We start from the raw sequence: 18,709 nt of genomic DNA on the forward strand, positions 1-18,709 counted from the left end.
CCGGGATACGCTCAGTCGGACTGGATCTCGGCGAAGTCCGACTTCCGGATCAGGCCGTGGATGCCCTTGGTCTTGTCGACGACCTGGCTGACCTCGAAATCCGTCGCCGCGCTCAGATAGGCCAGAGCGGTCGCGCGATCCATGTCGTACTGCGCGGTGAGCAGCCCGATGGCCTGGCGCACCGCCTCCTTCATCGCTTCGTCGAGATCTTCGTCGAGGCCGACCGGAATCCAGTATTCCTCGGTCTCTCCGATCGGGTTCGTCAGCCCGCCGGTGACGGGGATGTCGTCGCTGTCGGCCTTGAGCAGCGTGATGCGGAAGGTGGGGCGCATGGAATGTTCCAGCGCGGTCAGCGCGACCTCGCCGTCGCCCTGCGCGGCATGCGGGTCGCCGGTGTAGAACATCGCCCCCTCGACGTTGACGGGGTAATAGACCGTGGACCCGGCACCCAGCATGTTGATATCCATGTTGCCGCCATATTCCGCGGGCGGGACCGAAGGCACGGGGTCTGTCGTGTCGGCGGCGACGCCCATCAGGCCCATGAACGGGCGCAGCGGATATTCGACGAGCTCCTGACGGGTATTGTGCAGAAGCCCGTAGAGGGTTCCGTCACGCTCAGTGCTGGGCGAGAAGATGGAGACGTTGTGATAGGCCTCCGGGTTCTCGGCGCTCGCATCTTCGGCCGGGGGTTCGGTCTCGGGGAACTCGCCGGGAAGGGCGCCCTTTCCGTGCCGGTTCGAGATCACCCCGTAGCCGGTGCGCGGCGTGATCGAGAGCGTCTCGACCTTCAGCACGTCGCCGGGCTCCGCACCCTCGATCGCGATCGGTCCGGTCACGATATGCGGGCCGTCGGCGAAATCGTGCGCCATGTCCGATCCGGCGATCGCGATCGCGTCCTCGATCACGTGCTCTTCGGGGACGCCGAACCTGGCGAAATATTCCACCGGATCGCGCCCCTGATCCTCCAGCAGGCCCTCGTGGGATACGGTGTCGAAGGTGACGAGCGCCCCCGACGGCACCGTCAGGACCGGCTCGCTCTCGGCATTGGGCAGGAAGCCCCACATCACGGTGTCGACCGTCGAGGGAACGTAGTATCCCTGTCCCTCCGGCGTCTCGGCCTCGCCCGGTGCGTCCATCATCGGCTGGAGCGTATCGAACTCACCCTCGAACTGGACCGGGTCCACCGGCCCCTGCTGTACTTGCTGAGCGTGGGCGGTGCCCAGTCCCAGCGCCATGACGGCGGTCAGTCTCGCTGCGGTCTTCATGCGTGTATCCTCTCCGGGTGTCTGACCGGAAGAGCTAGGCGCATGGCGCGCAAGAGGACATGCCGACCGTCTGCGGTGCGGGCCATTCGTCGGCACGTCAGGAAGATCCGCCTAATCATTCATCATCATGCCGTCGAAAGCGGCGGAGCCTGCCTTGGGTCGCCGCATGGCCATCCATCCGCGTCCTGTTCCGGTGGCGGATGTGCCAGCTTTGCCGAGCCGATCTGAAAGGGTATGGCGACAGGCTCACCATCGGCCAAAGTCAGCCTGGAGGAAACGGGAAGGTCCGTCACGGTTTTTCCGGCATTTGCATGAACGGGGGGGATGCGATGAAAGCCGGTTCGGTATCTCGCAATCATTCGGATAGGCGTGCGGATGAAGCCAAACCCAAATTTAGTCTAAATCGAGTACACTTATTGCGGGAATGAAAGCTCACAACATTCGGATTAGGCGGGTATTTCCAGGCCGAAACGAAAGCAAAGATTGACCGCCTGTGGCTACGAACGTCGAATTCGCAAATCGAGAGCTTGGGCAGGTCGATGCCAGATTGGCATCGATGCCTGTAAGTCATCCGATTAACCAAGACCTAAACTTCGTAATCACGGTGTTACTGCCAAGTAAGTTGCAGTAAGGGGCAAAAATATTTATCTTTAATTTCAAATATTAACACTATTTAACGAACGGTGCGGCCTGACCGCGCTCCAATAAATTTCACTAGTTTGACAGTGGGGAAACCGAATGCGACTTACCTTGATCACCACGGCTATTCTGGGGGCGACCACCCTCACGGCGACCGCGGCAACCCTGTCCGGAAGCACCGGCTACGGTCTGCGCAACAACGGCATGGAACTCACGATCTTCGAAGATCTGGGAATGGCGTCGCAGGGGACGAACGTCACCCTTTCCGACAGGCTCAACGCGATCGCCTATCGCCCCGTCACGAGAGAGCTTTACGGCTATCAGGTCGGGACTGGCGGCGCAGCCGACCAGGTCTTCATCATCGATCCGATGACCGGCATGCTGACCAATACCGGCGCGACCTCGCCCGAAGGTGCCAAGCTTTCGCAGGGCAGCCGTGTCGGCTTCGACTTCAACAACGCGATCGACGCGGCCCGGGCCGTTTCGACCAGCGACGAGAACGTGGTCTTCTTCCCGTCGAGCTTCGGGGACGACCGGGCGAACTCCATCCTGCAGTTCACGGATCTTGCATACGCGGAAGGCGACGAGAACTTCGGCAGCAACCCGCGTATCTTCGCCAATGCCTACACCAACGCGATCGACGGCACGACCGCGAGCGAAACGCTCCAGTTCGCGCTGGATGCCAACTCGAACTCGCTCGTCACTCTGGCCAACAACGCAGGAACGCTGAACACGATCGCGCCGATCACGCTCAGCGGGCAGATGTTCGATTTCAACCAGAACGGCGGCTTCGAGATCCTCTCGGATTCCGAGGGCGACAACCTTGCCATCGCGCTGCTGACGGAAAGGGACACGGACAATACCGGTCTCTACACGATCGACCTCGCCACCGGTGCGGCGTCTTTCTTCGGTGAGGATCTTCGCGGTCAGTACCGGGGCTTTGCCGCGATGACCAACTCCACCGTGGCGGCTGTCCCGCTTCCTGCCGGTATTCCGCTCATCCTGACCGGTCTCGGCGCATTCGGTGCGATCCGCGCCGCACGCCGCAAGAAGGCCTGAAGCCTCGACGCGGTAACCATGCGTCGCCTCTGAGCTGGTGTCGTCTCGCTTGCAGCTGCCTTGCTGTTTAATTCACAGCATCGGCTGAAAAGCGATCATTCCCAGATCGGAAATGAAATTCCCGAATTCCGATTTTGTCGGAGTTCGGGGTTAGATCATTTATGCCGCTGCAGTCTTATCTTTTCCGACATTGTGCAAAGAGACATTAAACGCCTTCACGCGCTTTGAATTGATCTCGCTGCGCGATCGGCCGTTTTGGACGGCACCCGGATCTGCATCCCGCGTACCGAATGACAGCCCATCGTCGGGCGAAATAGACCAGAGGTTTCGCCGGGGCCGGATCTTGCGGCCCCGGCATTCGCGCTCGATCACCTGAGCGGTGCCGGCCGCGGATTTAAATGCCGACGAGATCCTCGATCCGGATCGGGAAGCGGCGGACGCGTTTGCCGGTCGCATGCCAGATGGCGTTGGCGATTGCACCCACCGTTCCGGTAATGCCGATTTCCCCCACACCCTTTATCCCCAGCTGGTTCACGTGCGGATCGTCCTCGTGCACGGTGATCACCTGCAATCCCTGCACGTCGGCGTTGACCGGGACCTTGTACTCGGCAAGATCGGCGTTGACGATCCGGCCGGTCCTCGGGTCATGCCGCGCCTCCTCAAGAAGGGCGAAGGACAGGCCCCAGATCATGCCGCCCATCAGCTGGCTTTCGGCGAGGCGGGGATTGATGATGCGCCCGGCGGCGAAGGCACCCACCAGACGCCGCACGCGGATCTGGCCCAGATCCGGATCGACGGCCACCTCGGCGAAGACCGCGCCGTGAGAGTTCATCGCATAGTCGCGGGTATCCGCTTCGGGCCGCGAGGCGCTGCCGGTTCCCTGCAGCTCGGAAAGGCCGGCGCGAGAGAGGATGTCCGCGAAGGCATCGCCACGCGTGTCGTCGCCTGCCACGTACAATCGGCCGTCGCGGGCTTCGAACTCGGAGTTTCCGGCCCCGAAGAGGGGTGATTCAGACTGCTCCGCGGCCAGTTCACCCAGCTTGTGCAATGCATCGCGCCCCGCGGCATGCAGTGCGCCCCCGGCTGTCGCGGTATGGCCCGAGCCCCCCGCGACGCCGCCGTCGGGCAGGGTGGAGATGCCGGACCGGAACTCGACCCGGTCGAGCGGGAGACCGAGGCCATCGGCGGCGATCTGCGCGAGGGCGGTCCATGCACCCTGTCCCATATCCGCGGCACCCGTCTCGACCACCGCGCTGCCATCGGCGCGCAGCGTCGACCGGGCCTCGGCGGCGAACATCGGAGAGGGGAAGAAGGCGGTGCCCATGCCCCAGCCGATCAGTTGGCCCCCGGAGCTGCGCATCGTGCCGGGTGCGCGGGGCCGATCTGCCCAGCCGAACGCCGTGGCCCCCCGTTCGTAACATTCGCGCAGCGCCTTGGAGGAGTATGGACGCCCGGTTCCCGGTTCGACCTCTGCGTAGTTGCGCAGCCGAAAGTCGAGCGGGTCCATGTTTGCCGCTTCGGCCAGTTCGTCGATCGCACATTCGAGCGCCGCGGACCCCGAGGCCTCTCCGGGGGCGCGCATCGGGCCCGGCGTGCCCACGTCGAGGCGCACACCACGATGGGCGGACCGGATCGCAGACGCGGTATAGAGCCCTTGGCTGGCATTCGAGGCCGATTCCAGGAATGTCTCGAACGTGGAGGTCGTGGCGAGCGTCTCGTGATCCAACGCAAGGATGTTGCCGTCCGCGTCGCATCCGAGGCGGAGTCGCTGGCGCGTTGCCCCCCTGTGACCGACGGGTCCGAACATCTGCTGTCGCGTCAGGGAGAGCTTGACCGGCCGGTTCGCCGCACGTGCCGCCAGCGTCGCGAGGACGAGAGGCCCGGTCGCGATGGCCTTGGAGCCGAATCCACCGCCGAGATACGGGCTGCGGAGCGTCACGTTCTCGGCCGGAATGCCGAAGAGATGGGCGTAGGCCGCGCATGTCATCCGCAACGCCTGGCTCGGCATGTCGAGGCTCAGCCGGTCGCCATCCCACTCTGCCACGACCGCATGAGGTTCCATGGCGTTGTGATACTGCGGCGGCGTCTCGTAGGTCGCGTCGATCGAGATGGTCGCATCGGCATGAGCGGCATCGATATCGCCCAGAACGGTGTCGCCCGGAGCCCCGAAGCCGGGCTCCTCCACCGCGAATGTCGCGTTGTCGTCCAGTCCGGTCCGCGGCGGCTGGGCCTCGTAACGAGGGGAGAGGAGCCTCGCGCCTTCGGTCGCGGCTTCCAGCGTCTCGCCGAGGACGATGGCGATGGGCTGGCCGGCATACCGGACGGTGTCGTCCTGCAGAACCTCGATCCGGAAGGAGAACCGGGTCGGCTTGTCGTCGGGATCGCCCGCCAGATCGGGGCGGTTCGCGGGCGTGAAGACATGCGTGACGCCGGGATGCGCCTCGGCGGCGGAAACGTCGAGGTCCGCGACCCGGCCCCGGGCGATGGCTGCGGGGACGTAGACAGCATGCAGAAGGCCGTCGGGATGGTTGTCTGCGGCAAAGGTCGCGGTGCCGGTGACCTTGGCGATCCCGTCGCGGCGGGTCACGGGCTGTCCGGAATTGGAGCCGAAGCGGGTGAAGGTGTCAGGCATGGGCGGGAGCCTCCGCTTGTCCGAAGGGTGAAGCAGGCAGGGCGGGCATCCGTTCGGGAGTCCCGGTCGCCGCAAGGCGAAGGGCGCGGGCCGCGGTCCGGCGCGCGAGGTCGATCTTCCAGCCGTTGCCGTTCGAGGGCACGGCGTCCTGCAGGGCGATCCCCGCCGCCCGGGCAAAGAGATCGTCGTCCGGCACCTCGCCCGACAGGAGATCCTCGGCGGCGGAGACCCGCCACGGCTTTGCGGCAACGGAGCCGAGGGCAAGGCGCGCCTCGGCGATGCGCCCGCCATCCATCCGGAATGCGGCAGCGGCCGAGACGAGCGCGAAGGCATAGGATGTGCGCTCGCGCACCTTGAGATACCGAGAGTTGCCGGCGAAGGCCCGCCCGGAGGCGGGAAGGCGCAGGGCGAGGATCAGTTCGCCCGGCTCGAGCGCAGTCTCCCGCACGGATTCGTCATCCGGAAGACGGTGGAAGTCGCGCAGGGGGATCTCGCGCGCGCCGTCCGGCCCCTGCACCTCGACGATCGCGTCGAGCACCGAGAGGGGGACGCAGAAATCCGACGGGTTCGTGGCGATGCAGCCCTCGCCATGGCCCAGGATCGCCGCGTTCTCCCAGGCACCGCCCTTTGCGTCGCAGCCTGCACCCGGATCGCGCCGGTTGCAGGCGTAGAGCGGGTCCATGAAGTACGGGCAACGGGTGCGCTGCATCAGGTTGCCGGCGAGCGTCGCGGCATTCCGGAGCTGTCCCGACGCGCCTGCCAGAAGTGCCTCGGACACCATCGGAAAATTCGCCAGCATTTCCCCATCGTGTGCGAGGTCGGAATTGCGGACCAATGCACCGAGCCGGAAACTGCCGTCCTCGCAGTGCTCGATCCGGTCGAGGCCGGACAGACGGGTGACGTCGATGACGCGTGTGGGTGCGAGGGCTCCGGTCTTCATCAGGTCGACGAGGTTGGTGCCTCCGCCGAGCCACGCCGCGCCCGGCTCCCAGGCCGCCAGTGCCTCGTCGACGGTGGTCGGTTGCACGAAGTCGAACGGTTTCATGCCGCGTCTCCCTTCCTGTCGTTGTCCATCCGGCGCAGGGCCTGCTGAACCGCGAGGGTGATGCCGTGATAGGCCGCGCAACGGCAGATATTGCCGCTCATCCCCTCGCGGATCCGTTCGGGATCGTCGCCTGTCGTGCCCTCGGCGATCAGGCCGACGGCGCTCATGATCTGGCCCGGCGTGCAGTAGCCGCACTGGAACCCGTCATTGTCGATGAAGGCCTGCTGGACGGGGTGCAGATCGTCTTCGCGTGCCAGCCCCTCGATGGTCGTGACATCGGCACCGTCCAGCGTGGCGGCGAGCGTCAGGCAGGAATTGACCCGTCTTCCGTCGACGAGGACCGTACAGGCGCCGCATTGCCCCCGGTCGCACCCCTTCTTGGTTCCTGCCAGGTCCAGACGCTCTCGCAGGAGGTCGAGAAGCGTGACGCGCGGATCGTCGAGTGCGACCTCGCGCTCCGTGCCGTTTAGTGTCAGGCTGATCGAAAGCGACATGCCTCTCCCTTTCTGGTTACTTGGCGTGCGTGGTTCTCGCGCCTTGCGACGCCGGGCTCTATGCTTGCGGCAATCGGACCGCGTGGGCGGTCCCTGTCAAAATATACGGAGGGTGCCTCCGGTTTCAAGGAAAGGATAAGTCGATCGAGGAAGATCGCAAGCGCAAGCCGCGTCGTGACGCCGTCGAAAACCGCACGCGTCTGATCGCCGCGGCGAAGGTGGTTCTCGGGGGTGGGGGGCCTTCGGCGAGCCTCGAAGCCGTCGCCCGGACGGCCGGCGTCGGCGTCGGCACGCTGTATCGCCACTTTCCGAACCGCGATGCCCTGTTTCATGCGGTCTTTCGCCAGGAGCTGGAACAGGTGGTCACCCGGGCCGAAGCGCTGGAGGCTGCCGGGAGCCCGCTCGAAGCCCTGCGGGAATGGCTGCACGCGAACGTTGATCTGGTGGAGACCAAGCGGGGGCTTCTCGGGGCGCTTTCGGTCGTGGTGACGGAGGAGGCGAAGGCGTCCTATTCGGAGCTGTCGGGGCGTCTCACGGTGGCCCTGAACACCCTTCTGCAGCGTGGAGCCGAGGCAGGACATCTTCGCGCGGACGTGACGGGCGAGGATCTGGTCGAGACCATGTATGCGCTCTGTTATGCCCATGAGCCGGGTCCCGCCTGGAAACGGCAGGTTCTGCGGCGTCTGGATATTTTCCTCGACGGTCTGCGGGTCCAGCCTCCGCCTTCTGAATGATTGCCCCGGTCGGATCGGTGGATCCAAGCAGATAAAGGGTGCAGCCGTTGCAGGTGTGTCGATGCATGGCCGGAAACTCCGGCTACACCTCCGCGCTGCGGTCCTGGATCTCGTGGTGGAGGATCCGGTCGTTCTCGGAATAGTCGACGGGACAGTCGATTACGTGCACACCGCCTTCCGCGAGACACCGTTCGAGCGTCGGGGCGAGCGCGTCGGCCGACGCGATGCGGTGTCCCTCGGCACCGTAGCTGCGGGCATAGGTCACGAAGTCGGGATTGTTGTAGCTCAGGCCGTAATCGCGGAATCCCATATCGGCCTGCTTCCAGCGGATCATGCCGTATGCCGCGTCGTTCAGGATCAGCAGCGTCAGGTCGAGGCCGAGCCGCACGGCCGTTTCGAGTTCCTGGCTGTTCATCATGAATCCGCCATCGCCCACCACGGCCAGCACGCGCCGGCCGGGATTGACCAGCGTGGCCGCCATCGCCGAGGGCAGACCCGCCCCCATCGACGCGAGCGCGTTATCGAGGATGACCGTATTCGGCCCGTGCGCGAGGTAGTTCCGGGCGAACCAGATCTTGTAGATGCCGTTGTCGAGACAGACGATGCCGTCCGACGGCAGGACCCGCCGGACATCGGCGACGAGCCGCTGGGGATAGACCGGGAACCGGTCATCGTCGGCCCCTTCCTCGAGATGGGCGTCGTGGTGGCGCTTGATCTCTCGCATCCGGGTGCAGTCGAAGACGGGATGGTCCGCCAGGCCCGTCTTGATCTGCCAGATCGCGTTGGCGATGTCGCCCACGACCTCGAGCTGCGGGAAGTAGACCGGATCGACCTCGGCGGAGCGGAAGTTGATATGCACCACCTCGGTGCCATCGGGCTTCATGAAGAAGGGGGGCTTCTCGATCACGTCGTGGCCGATATTGACGATGAGGTCGGCCGCGTCGATCGCGCGATGCACGAAATCGCCCGACGACAGTGCCGCACAGCCCATGAAATGCGGGCTTCGTTCGTCCACGACCCCCTTGCCGAGCTGCGTCGTGACGAAGGGGATGCCGAATGTATCGACCAGTTCGGTTAGCATCTTCGAGGTCAGCTTGCGGTTGGCCCCCGCCCCGATCACGAGGATGGGGGCCTTCGCGGCGCGGAGCTTCTCGACCGCAGCCCGAACGGCCTTCTCCTCCGGCACGGGGCGGCGCGTCTGGGACGGGTCGATCGGGATGCCGTCCACCTCTTCCTGGGCGATGTCCTCGGGCAGCTCCAGATGGGTGGCACCGGGCTTCTCCTCTTCGGCCAGGCGCACCGCCTCGCGCAGGCGGCTCGGGATGCCCGTGCCGGAAAGAAGCTGTCTGGAGGATTTGGTGACCGGCTGCATCATGTCCACGACGTCGAGGATCTGGAACCGGCCCTGCTTGGAGCTGCGGATCGGCTTCTGGCCGGTCAGCATCAGCATGGGCATGCCGCCGAGCGTTGCATAGGCGGCGGCCGTGACGAGGTTGGTGGCACCGGGTCCCAGCGTCGAGAGACAGACGCCGGCCTTCCCGGTGAAGCGGCCATAGGTCGCCGCCATGAAGCCCGCGGCCTGTTCGTGACGGGTGAGTACGAGCTTGATCCGAGAGCCGGCGAGGCTTTCGAGCAGGTCGAGATTTTCTTCGCCGGGAATGCCGAAGATGTACTCGACCCCTTCGTTCTCCAACGCAGCGACCAGAAGATCGGAAGCTTTCATGAGGGCTGGTCCTTGTTCAATTCGAAGGGGACGGCGACGACCTGGGTCGAACGCCGCTTCTGTGACCCGGTACGCAAGCAGGGCCGTCCACTGGCAGGCGAACATGTAAGTCGAGGATCGTGACGGGCCAGACTTGGCCCGATCCGTCGGAGAAGCGCATGGCGGCGAAGGAGTGTCAGCTTCAGGATGCCCCGAGCGGGTCGGATGCCCGTCCCGAACGCGGACATGGCCAACCGCCTGATCCCGCCCGCGCATTCTTCGGTGAGAGCCTGAGGCGTAGGCCACGTCCGGTGGTCAGAATATTTCAGGAGCCGGTGGGCCTGACTTCGTCTCGGTTCGATCTCTCGTCTCCCGCGATTTGGCGGCAGCCTGTCCACGGCCCGTGAGAGGCCGATCTGCGGCAGGAATTACTCGCTTGGTCGGCCGTGATGAGTTCGGGGGGCTCACCGATGTTCCGCCGGACCGAGACCCGTGAGAACCGAAACGGATGTCCAAGGCTTGCAGTCAGGCCGTGAAAACCTCTCAGCAAATGCTTCGCAACAATCTCCTTCCAGCGAAGAGTGGTCTGGAGCTATGATTTGCCATGCGGAGACCTCGACCCGTTCATGCACCTGTTCGCCGTCGGCGTGCGTCGCTCCTCTGGGGTGCCGCGGGTGCCGTGCTATTCGTGGCCGCGTTCCTCTCGGCCAACGCCCTTCTCGTGGAGCGCACGCGTGCCAACGCCCTGGCGCAACTTTCGCAGACGAACGAGACCATCGGCGGCTGGTTTCACCGCTACGAAACGCTGCCCGCGCTCTATGCGCGCAATCCGCGGGTCATTTCAGCGCTGGAGGACGGTGCCGGGCGGGACGAGCTCGATGCGCTGAACCGCGAACTCGCGGAGTGGAACCAAATCGCGGGAACTTCCGACACGTATCTCATCGCGAGGGACGGCACGACCGTCGCCGCGTCGAACTGGGACCTCATCACCACGTTCGTCGGCCGGAATTTTTCGTACCGACCGTATTTCGCCGATGCGATTTCCGGACGACCGGGCCATTTCTTCGGCCTCGGGACGACATCGGGGCAACGGGGATATTACCTGTCGGCACCGATCCAGCGCGGGGACGAGACCATCGGTGTCGTGGTGGTCAAGGTCTCTGCCGCTGCGCTCGAACGGACACTGGCCGAAGCGGCCTATCCGATCTTCATCACGGACAAGGCGGGCGTTGTGATCCTGTCGACCCTGCCTGCGCTCCGGCTGACCGCGCTCGAACCGCTCACGCCGTCCGCGAAGGCCGAGGTCGCGAGGGTCCGGTCCTACGACCCCGAAACCATCGGTCCCGCCCCGCTTTCCGCCCGGTCGCAGTTCCTCCGCGTGACAGGGGGCACGGCCCGGACGTACCTGCCCGTGGAGCGTGCGCTGGAGCGTGAGCGGTGGACGCTCCATCTGCTCTACGGCATCGCCGATCTGCGGCGTCAGCAATGGATGCTGGCCGTGGCGCTTGCCGCTGCCGGGATCGCCGCCGCGGCCCTGGCCCGGCTTTCGGTTCAGCGGCGTGACCGGCTCGCTCGCAAACTCGCGGACCGGGAACGGTATCGCCTGGAGCTCGAACGGCGCGTGGCGGACCGCACCGCCGATCTGACATCGACAAATGCACGGCTCGAGATCGAGGTGGCGGAACGACGGGCGGCCGAGGATGGATTGCGCCGCACGCAGGAGGAACTCGTGCAGGCCGGCAAGCTCGCTGCGCTGGGTCAGATGTCCGCGGCGCTCAGCCACGAATTCAATCAGCCGCTCATGGCGATCAGGACGTATTGCGGCAATGCGCGGGCCTTTCACCGTGCGGGACAGGTCGATCGGGCCGATGACACCCTCGCGCGTATCATGCGCCTGACAGAACGCATGGCGGCGCTGTCGAAGCACCTGACCCGGTTTGCCCGCAAATCCGACGGGACATCGGAGCCGGTCGATCTTGCGGTCATCGTGGACGAGGCGCTTGCCCTGATCGAGGGACGGTTGCAGGCCGCGCACGCGACGGTGGAGGTAACGGGCAAGGCGGGTGGCCCTGTCGTGGGCGGCATGATCCGGTTGCAGCACGTCGTGATGAACCTTGTCGTGAACGCGCTCGACGCGATGCCGGAGGGGCGGGAGCCGCATGTGCGGATCGCGATCATGCCGCAGGCCGAGACGGTGGATCTTGTCGTGGAAGATAACGGCACGGGCATTCCCGACGCGGTGCTGGACAAGATCTTCGATCCGTTCTTCACGACGAAGGAGGTCGGTCTGGGGCTGGGTCTCGGCCTCTCGATCTCCTTCAACATCGTGCGTGATTTCGGAGGAACGCTCACGGCGGGGAACGTGCCCGGCGGCGGCGCGCGGTTCGTCCTCTCGTTGCGCCGGGTCCTGGCTGCGGACGTGGCGGCATGACGGATGTGATCCTGGTCGACGACGAGGAGGATATCCGGATCTCGGTCGCCGAGTCGCTGGAGCTGAGCGGATACAAGGTCATGGCCTTCGCGCGGGCCGAGCGGGCGCTCGACCGCATCGGGCCGGGCTTCGGCGGCATCGTCGTGTCGGATATCCGAATGCCGCGCATGGACGGGCTGGCATTCCTGAAGGCGGCCCTCGCGCGCGACCCCGATGTGCCGGTGGTTCTCATGACGGGCTACGGCGATGTGCCGATGGCGGTGGAGGCGCTCGGTCAGGGGGCCTACGATTTCATTGAGAAGCCCTTCGCGATCGAACGGCTGGTCGGCGCAATCGAGCGTGGCCTCGAAAAGCGCCGCCTCAGAAGCGAGATCGAGGCGTTGCGGTCGACCGCCTTCCATTTGGGCGACGATCCGGTCGCGACGGCGATCCCGGGACAATCGCCGCAGATCGTGTCGCTGCGCGCCCGGGTGCGGGCCGTGGCGGCAAGCGCGCTCGACGCGCTCATCGTGGGTGAGACCGGCACGGGCAAGGAGCATGTCGCGCGCGTCATCCACGAATTGTCCTGCGGGGCCGGGAAGCCCTTCGTCGCGCTGAACCTCGCCGCTCTGCCGGCCGAACATCTCGAATCCGAATTGTTCGGCCATGTCGCGGGGGCCTTTCCCGGGGCGATGCGGACGCGGATCGGACGGCTTGAGCATGCGAGGGGCGGGACGGTCTATCTCGACCAGATCGAAGCGACATCGCTCGCCATCCAGCTCAAGCTTCTGCGGGTGATCGAGGAACGGCGGATCGTGCCGCTGGGCGCGACCGATCCGGTGGACCTCTCCGTACGGTTCGTCGCGTCGAGCAGGACCCCGCTCGAGCCGCTTGTGGCCGCCGGTACGTTCCGCGACGATCTGCTCTACCGGATCGCGCCGGTCACGCTGACCCTGCCACCGCTCGTCGCACGACCGGGCGACGTGCCGAAGCTCTACCAGACCTTTCTCATCGAGGCAGCCGAGAGGCTGTCCCGTCCTCTTCCGGAGGTCACGCCCGACCGGGCCATGGCGCTCCTGCGGCGGGAATGGCCTGGCAATCTGCGCGAATTGCAAAGCGCGGCGGAGTTGCATGTCCTTGGCCTCGACATCGAGGCCGATGCGGGAACCGAGACGAAGGGCACGCTGCACGAACGCGTCGACAGGTTCGAGCGGGACCTGATCGCGTCCACGCTCGCCTCGAATGGCGGCAGCCTGAAATCGACCTACGAATCGCTCGGGCTGGGCCGCAAGACGCTCTACGAGAAGATGCACAAACACGGCATCCGCCGCGAGGACTTCACCGACTGACCGGTTCCGCGTTTCGGTTTCGGACGCGTCGGATGGCCACCGATGGGTGGAACCCGAAACATCCCGCCGAATTGCCCGGGTCTTATTTCATGCATAGCCGCCTTGCGCTCTTCGCAAGGCTCGCGATCGGCGCGAACGATCCCGACCAGCCGACAGGAGCGCACGTGGCGCACCGGGTTTTCGGGAGGAACCCCAGATGAAGTTTCTGACCACCACCGCCATCGCACTCGTTCTCGCCGCGGGATGCGCATCCGCGCAGGAGGCAGGCGGCTGCGACGACGGCGAGACCGTCATCAAGTTCAGCCATATCACCAATACCGACAAGCATCCAAAGGGTATCGCCGCCGAGCTGCTGAAGGAGCGCGTCAATGCCGAGATGGACGGCAAGGTCTGCATGGAGGTCTACGCCAACTCGGTCCTCTACGACGACGACAAGGTGCTCGAGGCGATGCTGCAGGGCGATGTCCAGCTCGCCGCGCCGTCGCTGTCGAAATTCGAGACCTTCACCAAGGTGTTCCAGATCTACGACCTGCCGTTCATGTTCGCCAACATGGAGGCCGTCGATGAATTCCAGGCCTCCGAGACCGGGCAGGACATGCTTTCGTCGATGGAACGCCGCGGTCTGTCGGGCCTCGCCTACTGGCACAACGGCCTGAAGCAGTTCTCGGCCGACAAGCCGCTCCTCGTGCCGGCCGACGCGAAGGGCCTGAAGTTCCGCGTGCAGCCGTCCGACGTTCTCGTGGCCCAGATGCAGGCGCTCGGGGCCACCGCCGAGCCTCTGGCCTTCTCGGAAACCTACGGCGCACTTCAGCAGGGCGTCGTCGACGGGCAGGAGAATACCTGGTCGAACATCTACGGCCAGAAGTTCTTCGAGGTGCAGGACGGCACGACCGAGACGAATCACGGCGTTCTGGATTACGTGGTCGTGGCCTCCGTCGACTGGCTCGACGGCCTCGAGCCGGATGTGCGCGACCAGTTCATGACGATCCTGGACGAAGTGACGGCCGAGCGGAACGCTGCGGTGACCCAGGTGGACGCCGAGGCCCGGCAGGCGATCATCGACGCGGGCGGCGTGGTCCGCGAGCTTACCCCCGAGCAGCGTCAGGAATGGGTCGATGCCATGAAGCCCGTCTGGTCGCAGTTCGAGGACGGCATCGGGGCCGACACCATCTCGGCCGCGCAGGCGATCAACCAGCGCGTCGCCTCGGGCTCCTGAGGGGTCCGGCGGCCCCGGCAGGACCGGGGCCGCCACATTCTTTTCCATCTTCATCCCGGGAGGGGACAATGTCTGCCAAGCCATCCGGTTACACCGGCTGGTCACGGGCGGTCGACGAATTCGAGCGGACGGCCATCGCCGTCCTTCTCGGCCTCATGACCCTAGTGACCTTCGTCAACGTCATCCTGCGCTATGTCTTCAACGCATCGCTGATTTGGGGTCTCGAGGCGACGCTCGTCCTCTTCGCGTGGCTGATCCTGTTCGGCATCAGCTACTGCGTGAAGATCACCGCGCATCTCGGGGTGGACGCCGTCCTCAACATCGTCTCCGGCCGGCAGAAGCGCTGGATGGGCATCGCCGCGGGCATCTGCTGCCTCGTTTACGCGTTCCTCCTGATGAAGGGCTCGTGGGATTACTGGGCACCCTACGCCGCCCTTGATCGCACCGCGGGACGCTGGTTCCCCCTCGGGTTCGAGGAAACGCGCGATCAGGCATGGTACGTCACCGACCAGATTCCGATGCTGCCGTTCCTGCGCTGGCTCGAGCCGCTCATCAACATGGGCGAGACCTACGAGAAACTTCCCCGCGTCGTCGGCTACACGATGCTTCCGGTCGGCGTGGCCCTCTATTCGTTCCGCCTCGTCCAGGCCTTCGTCGGCGTCTGGCAAGGCACCCGCGCCAGCTTCATCGTCAGCCACGAAGCCGAAGACGACGTCGCCGAGGTGCAGGCGAAACTTCGGGCAGAGGAGGCCTGATTCATGGATGTCGTTCTCCTGTTTCTCATGACGATCGGCTTCCTGCTGATCGGCGTGCCCATCGCGGTCTCTCTGGGTCTTGCCTCGACCCTGTTCCTGCTGTGGTTCTCGGATACGTCTCTCGCCTCCATCGCGCAGCAATTCTACAACGCGATGGCCGGCCACTACACGCTTCTCGCGATCCCGTTCTTCGTCCTCGCCTCGTGCTTCATGTCGACGGGCGGGGTGGCCAAGCGGATCATCCGCTTCGCCATCGCGCTGACCGGGCATCTTCCGGGCGGCCTCGCCATCGCCGGCGTCTTTGCCTGCATGATGTTCGCGGCCCTTTCCGGATCGTCGCCCGCCACCGTGGTCGCCATCGGCTCCATCGTCATCGCGGCGATGCGGCAGACCGGCTATTCCAAGGAGTTCGCGGCAGGCGTCATCTGCAATGCCGGTACGCTCGGCATCCTGATCCCGCCCTCGATCGTCATGGTGGTCTACGCCTCGGCCACGGACGTCTCGGTCGGGCGAATGTTCCTCGCGGGCGTGATCCCGGGCCTTCTCGCGGGCATCATGCTGATGACCACGATCTACGTGGTCGCCAAGGTCAAGCACCTGCCGCAGGGCGAGTGGAAGGGCTGGGGCGAGGTCTGGGCATCGGGCAAGGATGCCGCCTGGGGCCTTTTCCTGATCGTGATCATCCTCGGCGGCATCTACGGCGGTATCTTCACGCCGACCGAAGCGGCGGCCGTGGCGTCGGTCTATGCCTTCTTCATCGCCTGTTTCGTCTACCGCGACATGGGGCCGCTCGCCACCGGCGGCAGGACCCCGAAGCCCGCCATGAGCGCCATCCTGGGCGAGCCCGGCCCGAGGTCCCTCTCGGCGGCGGCCGCTCCGGCGATGGACGAGAAGTCGACCCTTCTCGAGAAACCCTGGGCCATCGTCACGGCATTCTTCCACCGCGATACCCGCGAGACCCTCTTCGAGGCGGGCAAGCTGACTATCGTGCTGATGTTCATCATCGCCAATGCGCTGATCCTGAAGCACGTCCTGACCGACGAGCAGATCCCGCAGCATATCGCGGGTGCCATGCTGAGCGCCGGGTTCGGGCCGATCATGTTCCTCGTGATCGTGAACGTGATCCTCCTGATCGGCGGCCAGTTCATGGAGCCCTCCGGCCTCATCGTGATCGTCGCACCGCTCGTGTTTCCCATCGCCATCCAGCTCGGGATCGATCCGATCCACCTGGGCATCATCATGGTGGTGAACATGGAGATCGGGATGATCACACCGCCCGTGGGCCTCAACCTCTTCGTGACCTCGGGCGTGGCCAACATGTCGGTGATGGGCGTTGTCCGCGCCGCCCTGCCGTTCCTGGCGGTGCTCTTTGTGTTCCTGATCCTCGTGACATACGTGCCGTTCCTTTCGACCTGGTTGCCGACGGCATTCATGGGGCCGGAAATCGTGACGAACTGACCCCGCAACCGAGATGGTCACCGGCGGACACGTTCCGCCGGTGATCCTGGTCCGAATATGCGGATCCTGAGAAGGGTCGAACCGGACGGACCGCAAGACGCCAAGCAGGCGAGCGCGCCGTTCACTTCGATCGAGCGTCGACCGCCACAGGTTCGGCGCTTGCATCGGGGCGAGGGTGTTCCAGAGCTGCCCGGCAGGTGTTACCGGGTTGTTTGGCGAGCGAGGCCACACGTCCAGACGCGATCCAAGGCGAAGGATACGTGCGGTTCAGGCTTCCTTGCCAGCCGCCGCAACCGGAAACGGACGTCATCTATCGCACGTGCGCCGGGTCGACCGCGTCACCGACAGCCAATCCATCACGGGTGATCTTCCCGTCCGCGTGGCTCAGACCCCCAGCACGGCGCGGGCGACCAGGAAATAGATCAGAAGCCCGGAGGCATCGACGACCGTCGTGACGAAGGGGGCGCTGAAGACCGCGGGGTCGATGGAAAGCACCCGGGCGATGACAGGCATCAGCGATCCCACCAGGGCGGCGAGCGTGCAGATGAATATCAGCGTCAACGCCACGACGAGCGCGATCGAGAGGTCGAACAGAAATGAGAGCAGCACGAACGCGAAGACGGAGATGACGAGGCCCATGACAAAGCCGGTTCGGGTTTCGCGCCAGGCGATGCGCAGGGCGTCCCGCGGTGCGACGTCACCGATCGCGAGCGCACGGACGATGGTGGTGGCCGACTGCGCGCCTGCATTTCCCCCGATGCCGATCAGCAACGGAATGAACAGGGCGAGGGTCACGACACTTTCCAGTGTCGCCTCGAATGCGTTGAGCACGTTCACGGTCAGGCTGGCGGCGACCGCAAGCACCGACAGCCAGACGATCCGCGACTGGACAAGGCGCAGGACGGGGACGGACAGGTAGGGGCGGCCGACCGGTTCGGCAGCTCCGGAGCGGGCGAAATCCTCGCCTTCCTCGAATTCCAGAACCTCCATGGCATCGTCGAATGTGATGATGCCGACCAGTCGGTCCTGCGTCTCGACGACCGGTACGATCATCAGATCCGCCGATTTCATCAGTCGTGCGACCTCTTCCTGATCGTCCATGACCGAAACCGCGGGCACGTTCCGCTCTGCCAGATCGGCGATCCTCATATCCGGCGACGCGAGAACGATCTGGGCGAGATCGACGGTGCCGAGCAGCCGCATGTCGTCATTCGCGACCGGCATCACGAACACGGTCTCGGCGCGTTTCTGGCCAGCCCGGATGGCGACAAGGGCGTCGGACACGCTCATCTCGGGGGTCAGGCGCATGAATTCGGGGCTCATGATCCGGCCGGCGCTGTGTCTGGGATAGCCGAGCACCGTTCGCGTGGTCGCCCGCTCGTCCGGCGTGAGCTGTTGCAGAAGCGCCTCGGCATCATCGTCCGACAAAAAGCTCAGCATTCGAGCCCGGTCGTCGGGCTCCATCTCGTGGAGCAGCCGCCGTCGCTCGTTCTCGTCGGCCGATTGCAGCACGTCGAGCTGGTTCGTCGGCTCGAGAAGGCCGAAGACCCAAACCGCCTTGTCGTTCGGCAAGGCCCGCATCGCACGGGTTCGGTCCGCGGAGGGGGCACGGTTCAGCACACGGGCCAGGGCGTGCGGTTCGGCCTCCGACAGTCGGTCTTCTACCCCGGGCGCATCGTCGGAGATCCTCATCCCTTGCATGTCGTCTCCTTCGTTCCGTGCGTGGTCGCGACATGATCCGCGTGCGAAGTTTCCCCACGGGCGCGATACGTTGAACACTTGGGAACTGAACTTGTCCCCCGTGCCGGTGCAAGCCGGGCAGGTCGGGTCCCGGCCTTCCGGGCACGCGGTATGCAACTTGCGAGGGTTCCGAAAGGAGCGATGGGCCAGTCGGGCCCGGGGAGAGGGCCTTTGCCGTTCAATCTTGCGTCATGGCGGCAGGGGCCTGACG

Annotated in this window: 13 protein-coding genes; 7 read left to right on the forward strand and 6 right to left on the reverse strand. The window is 65.1% G+C overall.

What is annotated here, in order from left to right; translation table 11 throughout:
* Positions 1–11 precede the first annotated feature (11 nt).
* Complete coding sequence (locus RVY76_RS16930; protein WP_317377234.1) at positions 12–1,265, reverse strand: acetamidase/formamidase family protein; 1,254 nt, start codon at positions 1,263–1,265, stop codon at positions 12–14.
* 738 nt (positions 1,266–2,003) lie between these two features.
* Here RVY76_RS16930 and RVY76_RS16935 point away from each other — a divergent pair.
* Positions 2,004–2,963, forward strand: a complete 960-nt coding sequence (locus tag RVY76_RS16935; RefSeq protein ID WP_317377236.1) for a DUF4394 domain-containing protein — start codon at positions 2,004–2,006, stop codon at positions 2,961–2,963.
* A gap of 394 nt (positions 2,964–3,357) precedes the next feature.
* Here RVY76_RS16935 and RVY76_RS16940 read toward each other — a convergent pair whose 3' ends face one another.
* The 3 genes from RVY76_RS16940 to RVY76_RS16950 are packed head-to-tail and all read right to left on the reverse strand — an operon-like array spanning position 3,358 to position 7,134.
* On the reverse strand, positions 3,358–5,595 hold the full coding sequence (locus RVY76_RS16940) for a xanthine dehydrogenase family protein molybdopterin-binding subunit (protein ID WP_317377238.1): 2,238 nt from the start codon (positions 5,593–5,595) through the stop codon (positions 3,358–3,360).
* Entirely contained in the window at positions 5,588–6,640 is a 1,053-nt protein-coding gene (locus RVY76_RS16945) for a xanthine dehydrogenase family protein subunit M (RefSeq protein ID WP_317377240.1), read from the reverse strand. Before RVY76_RS16945 ends, RVY76_RS16940 begins: the two co-directional genes overlap by 8 nt.
* Complete coding sequence (locus RVY76_RS16950) at positions 6,637–7,134, reverse strand: (2Fe-2S)-binding protein (protein ID WP_317377242.1); 498 nt, start codon at positions 7,132–7,134, stop codon at positions 6,637–6,639. The genes RVY76_RS16945 and RVY76_RS16950 overlap by 4 nt, the downstream gene beginning before the upstream one ends.
* A 218-nt stretch (positions 7,135–7,352) precedes the next feature.
* Between RVY76_RS16950 and RVY76_RS16955 the strand changes: the two genes are divergently transcribed.
* Positions 7,353–7,868 carry a TetR/AcrR family transcriptional regulator gene (locus RVY76_RS16955; protein ID WP_317377244.1) on the forward strand — a complete coding sequence of 172 codons (516 nt, stop codon included), beginning with the start codon at positions 7,353–7,355 and terminating at the stop codon, positions 7,866–7,868.
* Between the two features lie 82 nt (positions 7,869–7,950).
* Here RVY76_RS16955 and RVY76_RS16960 read toward each other — a convergent pair whose 3' ends face one another.
* A complete protein-coding gene (locus RVY76_RS16960; RefSeq protein WP_317377245.1) occupies positions 7,951–9,591 on the reverse strand; it encodes an acetolactate synthase large subunit in 1,641 nt (546 codons plus the stop codon).
* A gap of 658 nt (positions 9,592–10,249) precedes the next feature.
* Between RVY76_RS16960 and RVY76_RS16965 the strand changes: the two genes are divergently transcribed.
* The 5 genes from RVY76_RS16965 to RVY76_RS16985 all read left to right on the forward strand — a co-directional run bounded on the left by RVY76_RS16965 (position 10,250) and on the right by RVY76_RS16985 (position 16,758).
* Positions 10,250–12,001 (forward strand): ATP-binding protein, encoded by a 1,752-nt coding sequence (locus RVY76_RS16965; RefSeq protein WP_317377247.1) that lies wholly within the window; start codon positions 10,250–10,252, stop codon positions 11,999–12,001.
* Positions 11,998–13,329: a sigma-54 dependent transcriptional regulator gene (locus RVY76_RS16970; protein WP_317377249.1), complete on the forward strand. Its 1,332-nt coding sequence runs from the start codon at positions 11,998–12,000 to the stop codon at positions 13,327–13,329. The genes RVY76_RS16965 and RVY76_RS16970 overlap by 4 nt, the downstream gene beginning before the upstream one ends.
* A 196-nt stretch (positions 13,330–13,525) precedes the next feature.
* Entirely contained in the window at positions 13,526–14,545 is a 1,020-nt protein-coding gene (locus tag RVY76_RS16975; protein ID WP_317377251.1) for a DctP family TRAP transporter solute-binding subunit, read from the forward strand.
* A gap of 68 nt (positions 14,546–14,613) precedes the next feature.
* A complete protein-coding gene (locus RVY76_RS16980; protein ID WP_317377253.1) occupies positions 14,614–15,300 on the forward strand; it encodes a TRAP transporter small permease in 687 nt (228 codons plus the stop codon).
* A 3-nt stretch (positions 15,301–15,303) separates the two neighbouring features.
* The gene (locus RVY76_RS16985; protein WP_317377255.1) at positions 15,304–16,758 is read left to right on the forward strand and encodes a TRAP transporter large permease; all 1,455 of its coding nucleotides are present in this window, start codon (positions 15,304–15,306) and stop codon (positions 16,756–16,758) included.
* Positions 16,759–17,142: 384 nt separating this feature from the next.
* Here the strand turns inward: RVY76_RS16985 and mgtE are convergent, their stop codons facing one another.
* Positions 17,143–18,459, reverse strand: coding sequence for a magnesium transporter (gene mgtE / locus RVY76_RS16990; protein WP_317377257.1), 1,317 nt, complete (start codon positions 18,457–18,459; stop codon positions 17,143–17,145).
* Between the last annotated feature and the right edge of the window lie 250 nt (positions 18,460–18,709).

It is taken from the genome of Palleronia sp. LCG004 (assembly GCF_032931615.1).
In the GTDB taxonomy this organism is placed as follows: Bacteria; Pseudomonadota; Alphaproteobacteria; order Rhodobacterales; family Rhodobacteraceae; genus Palleronia.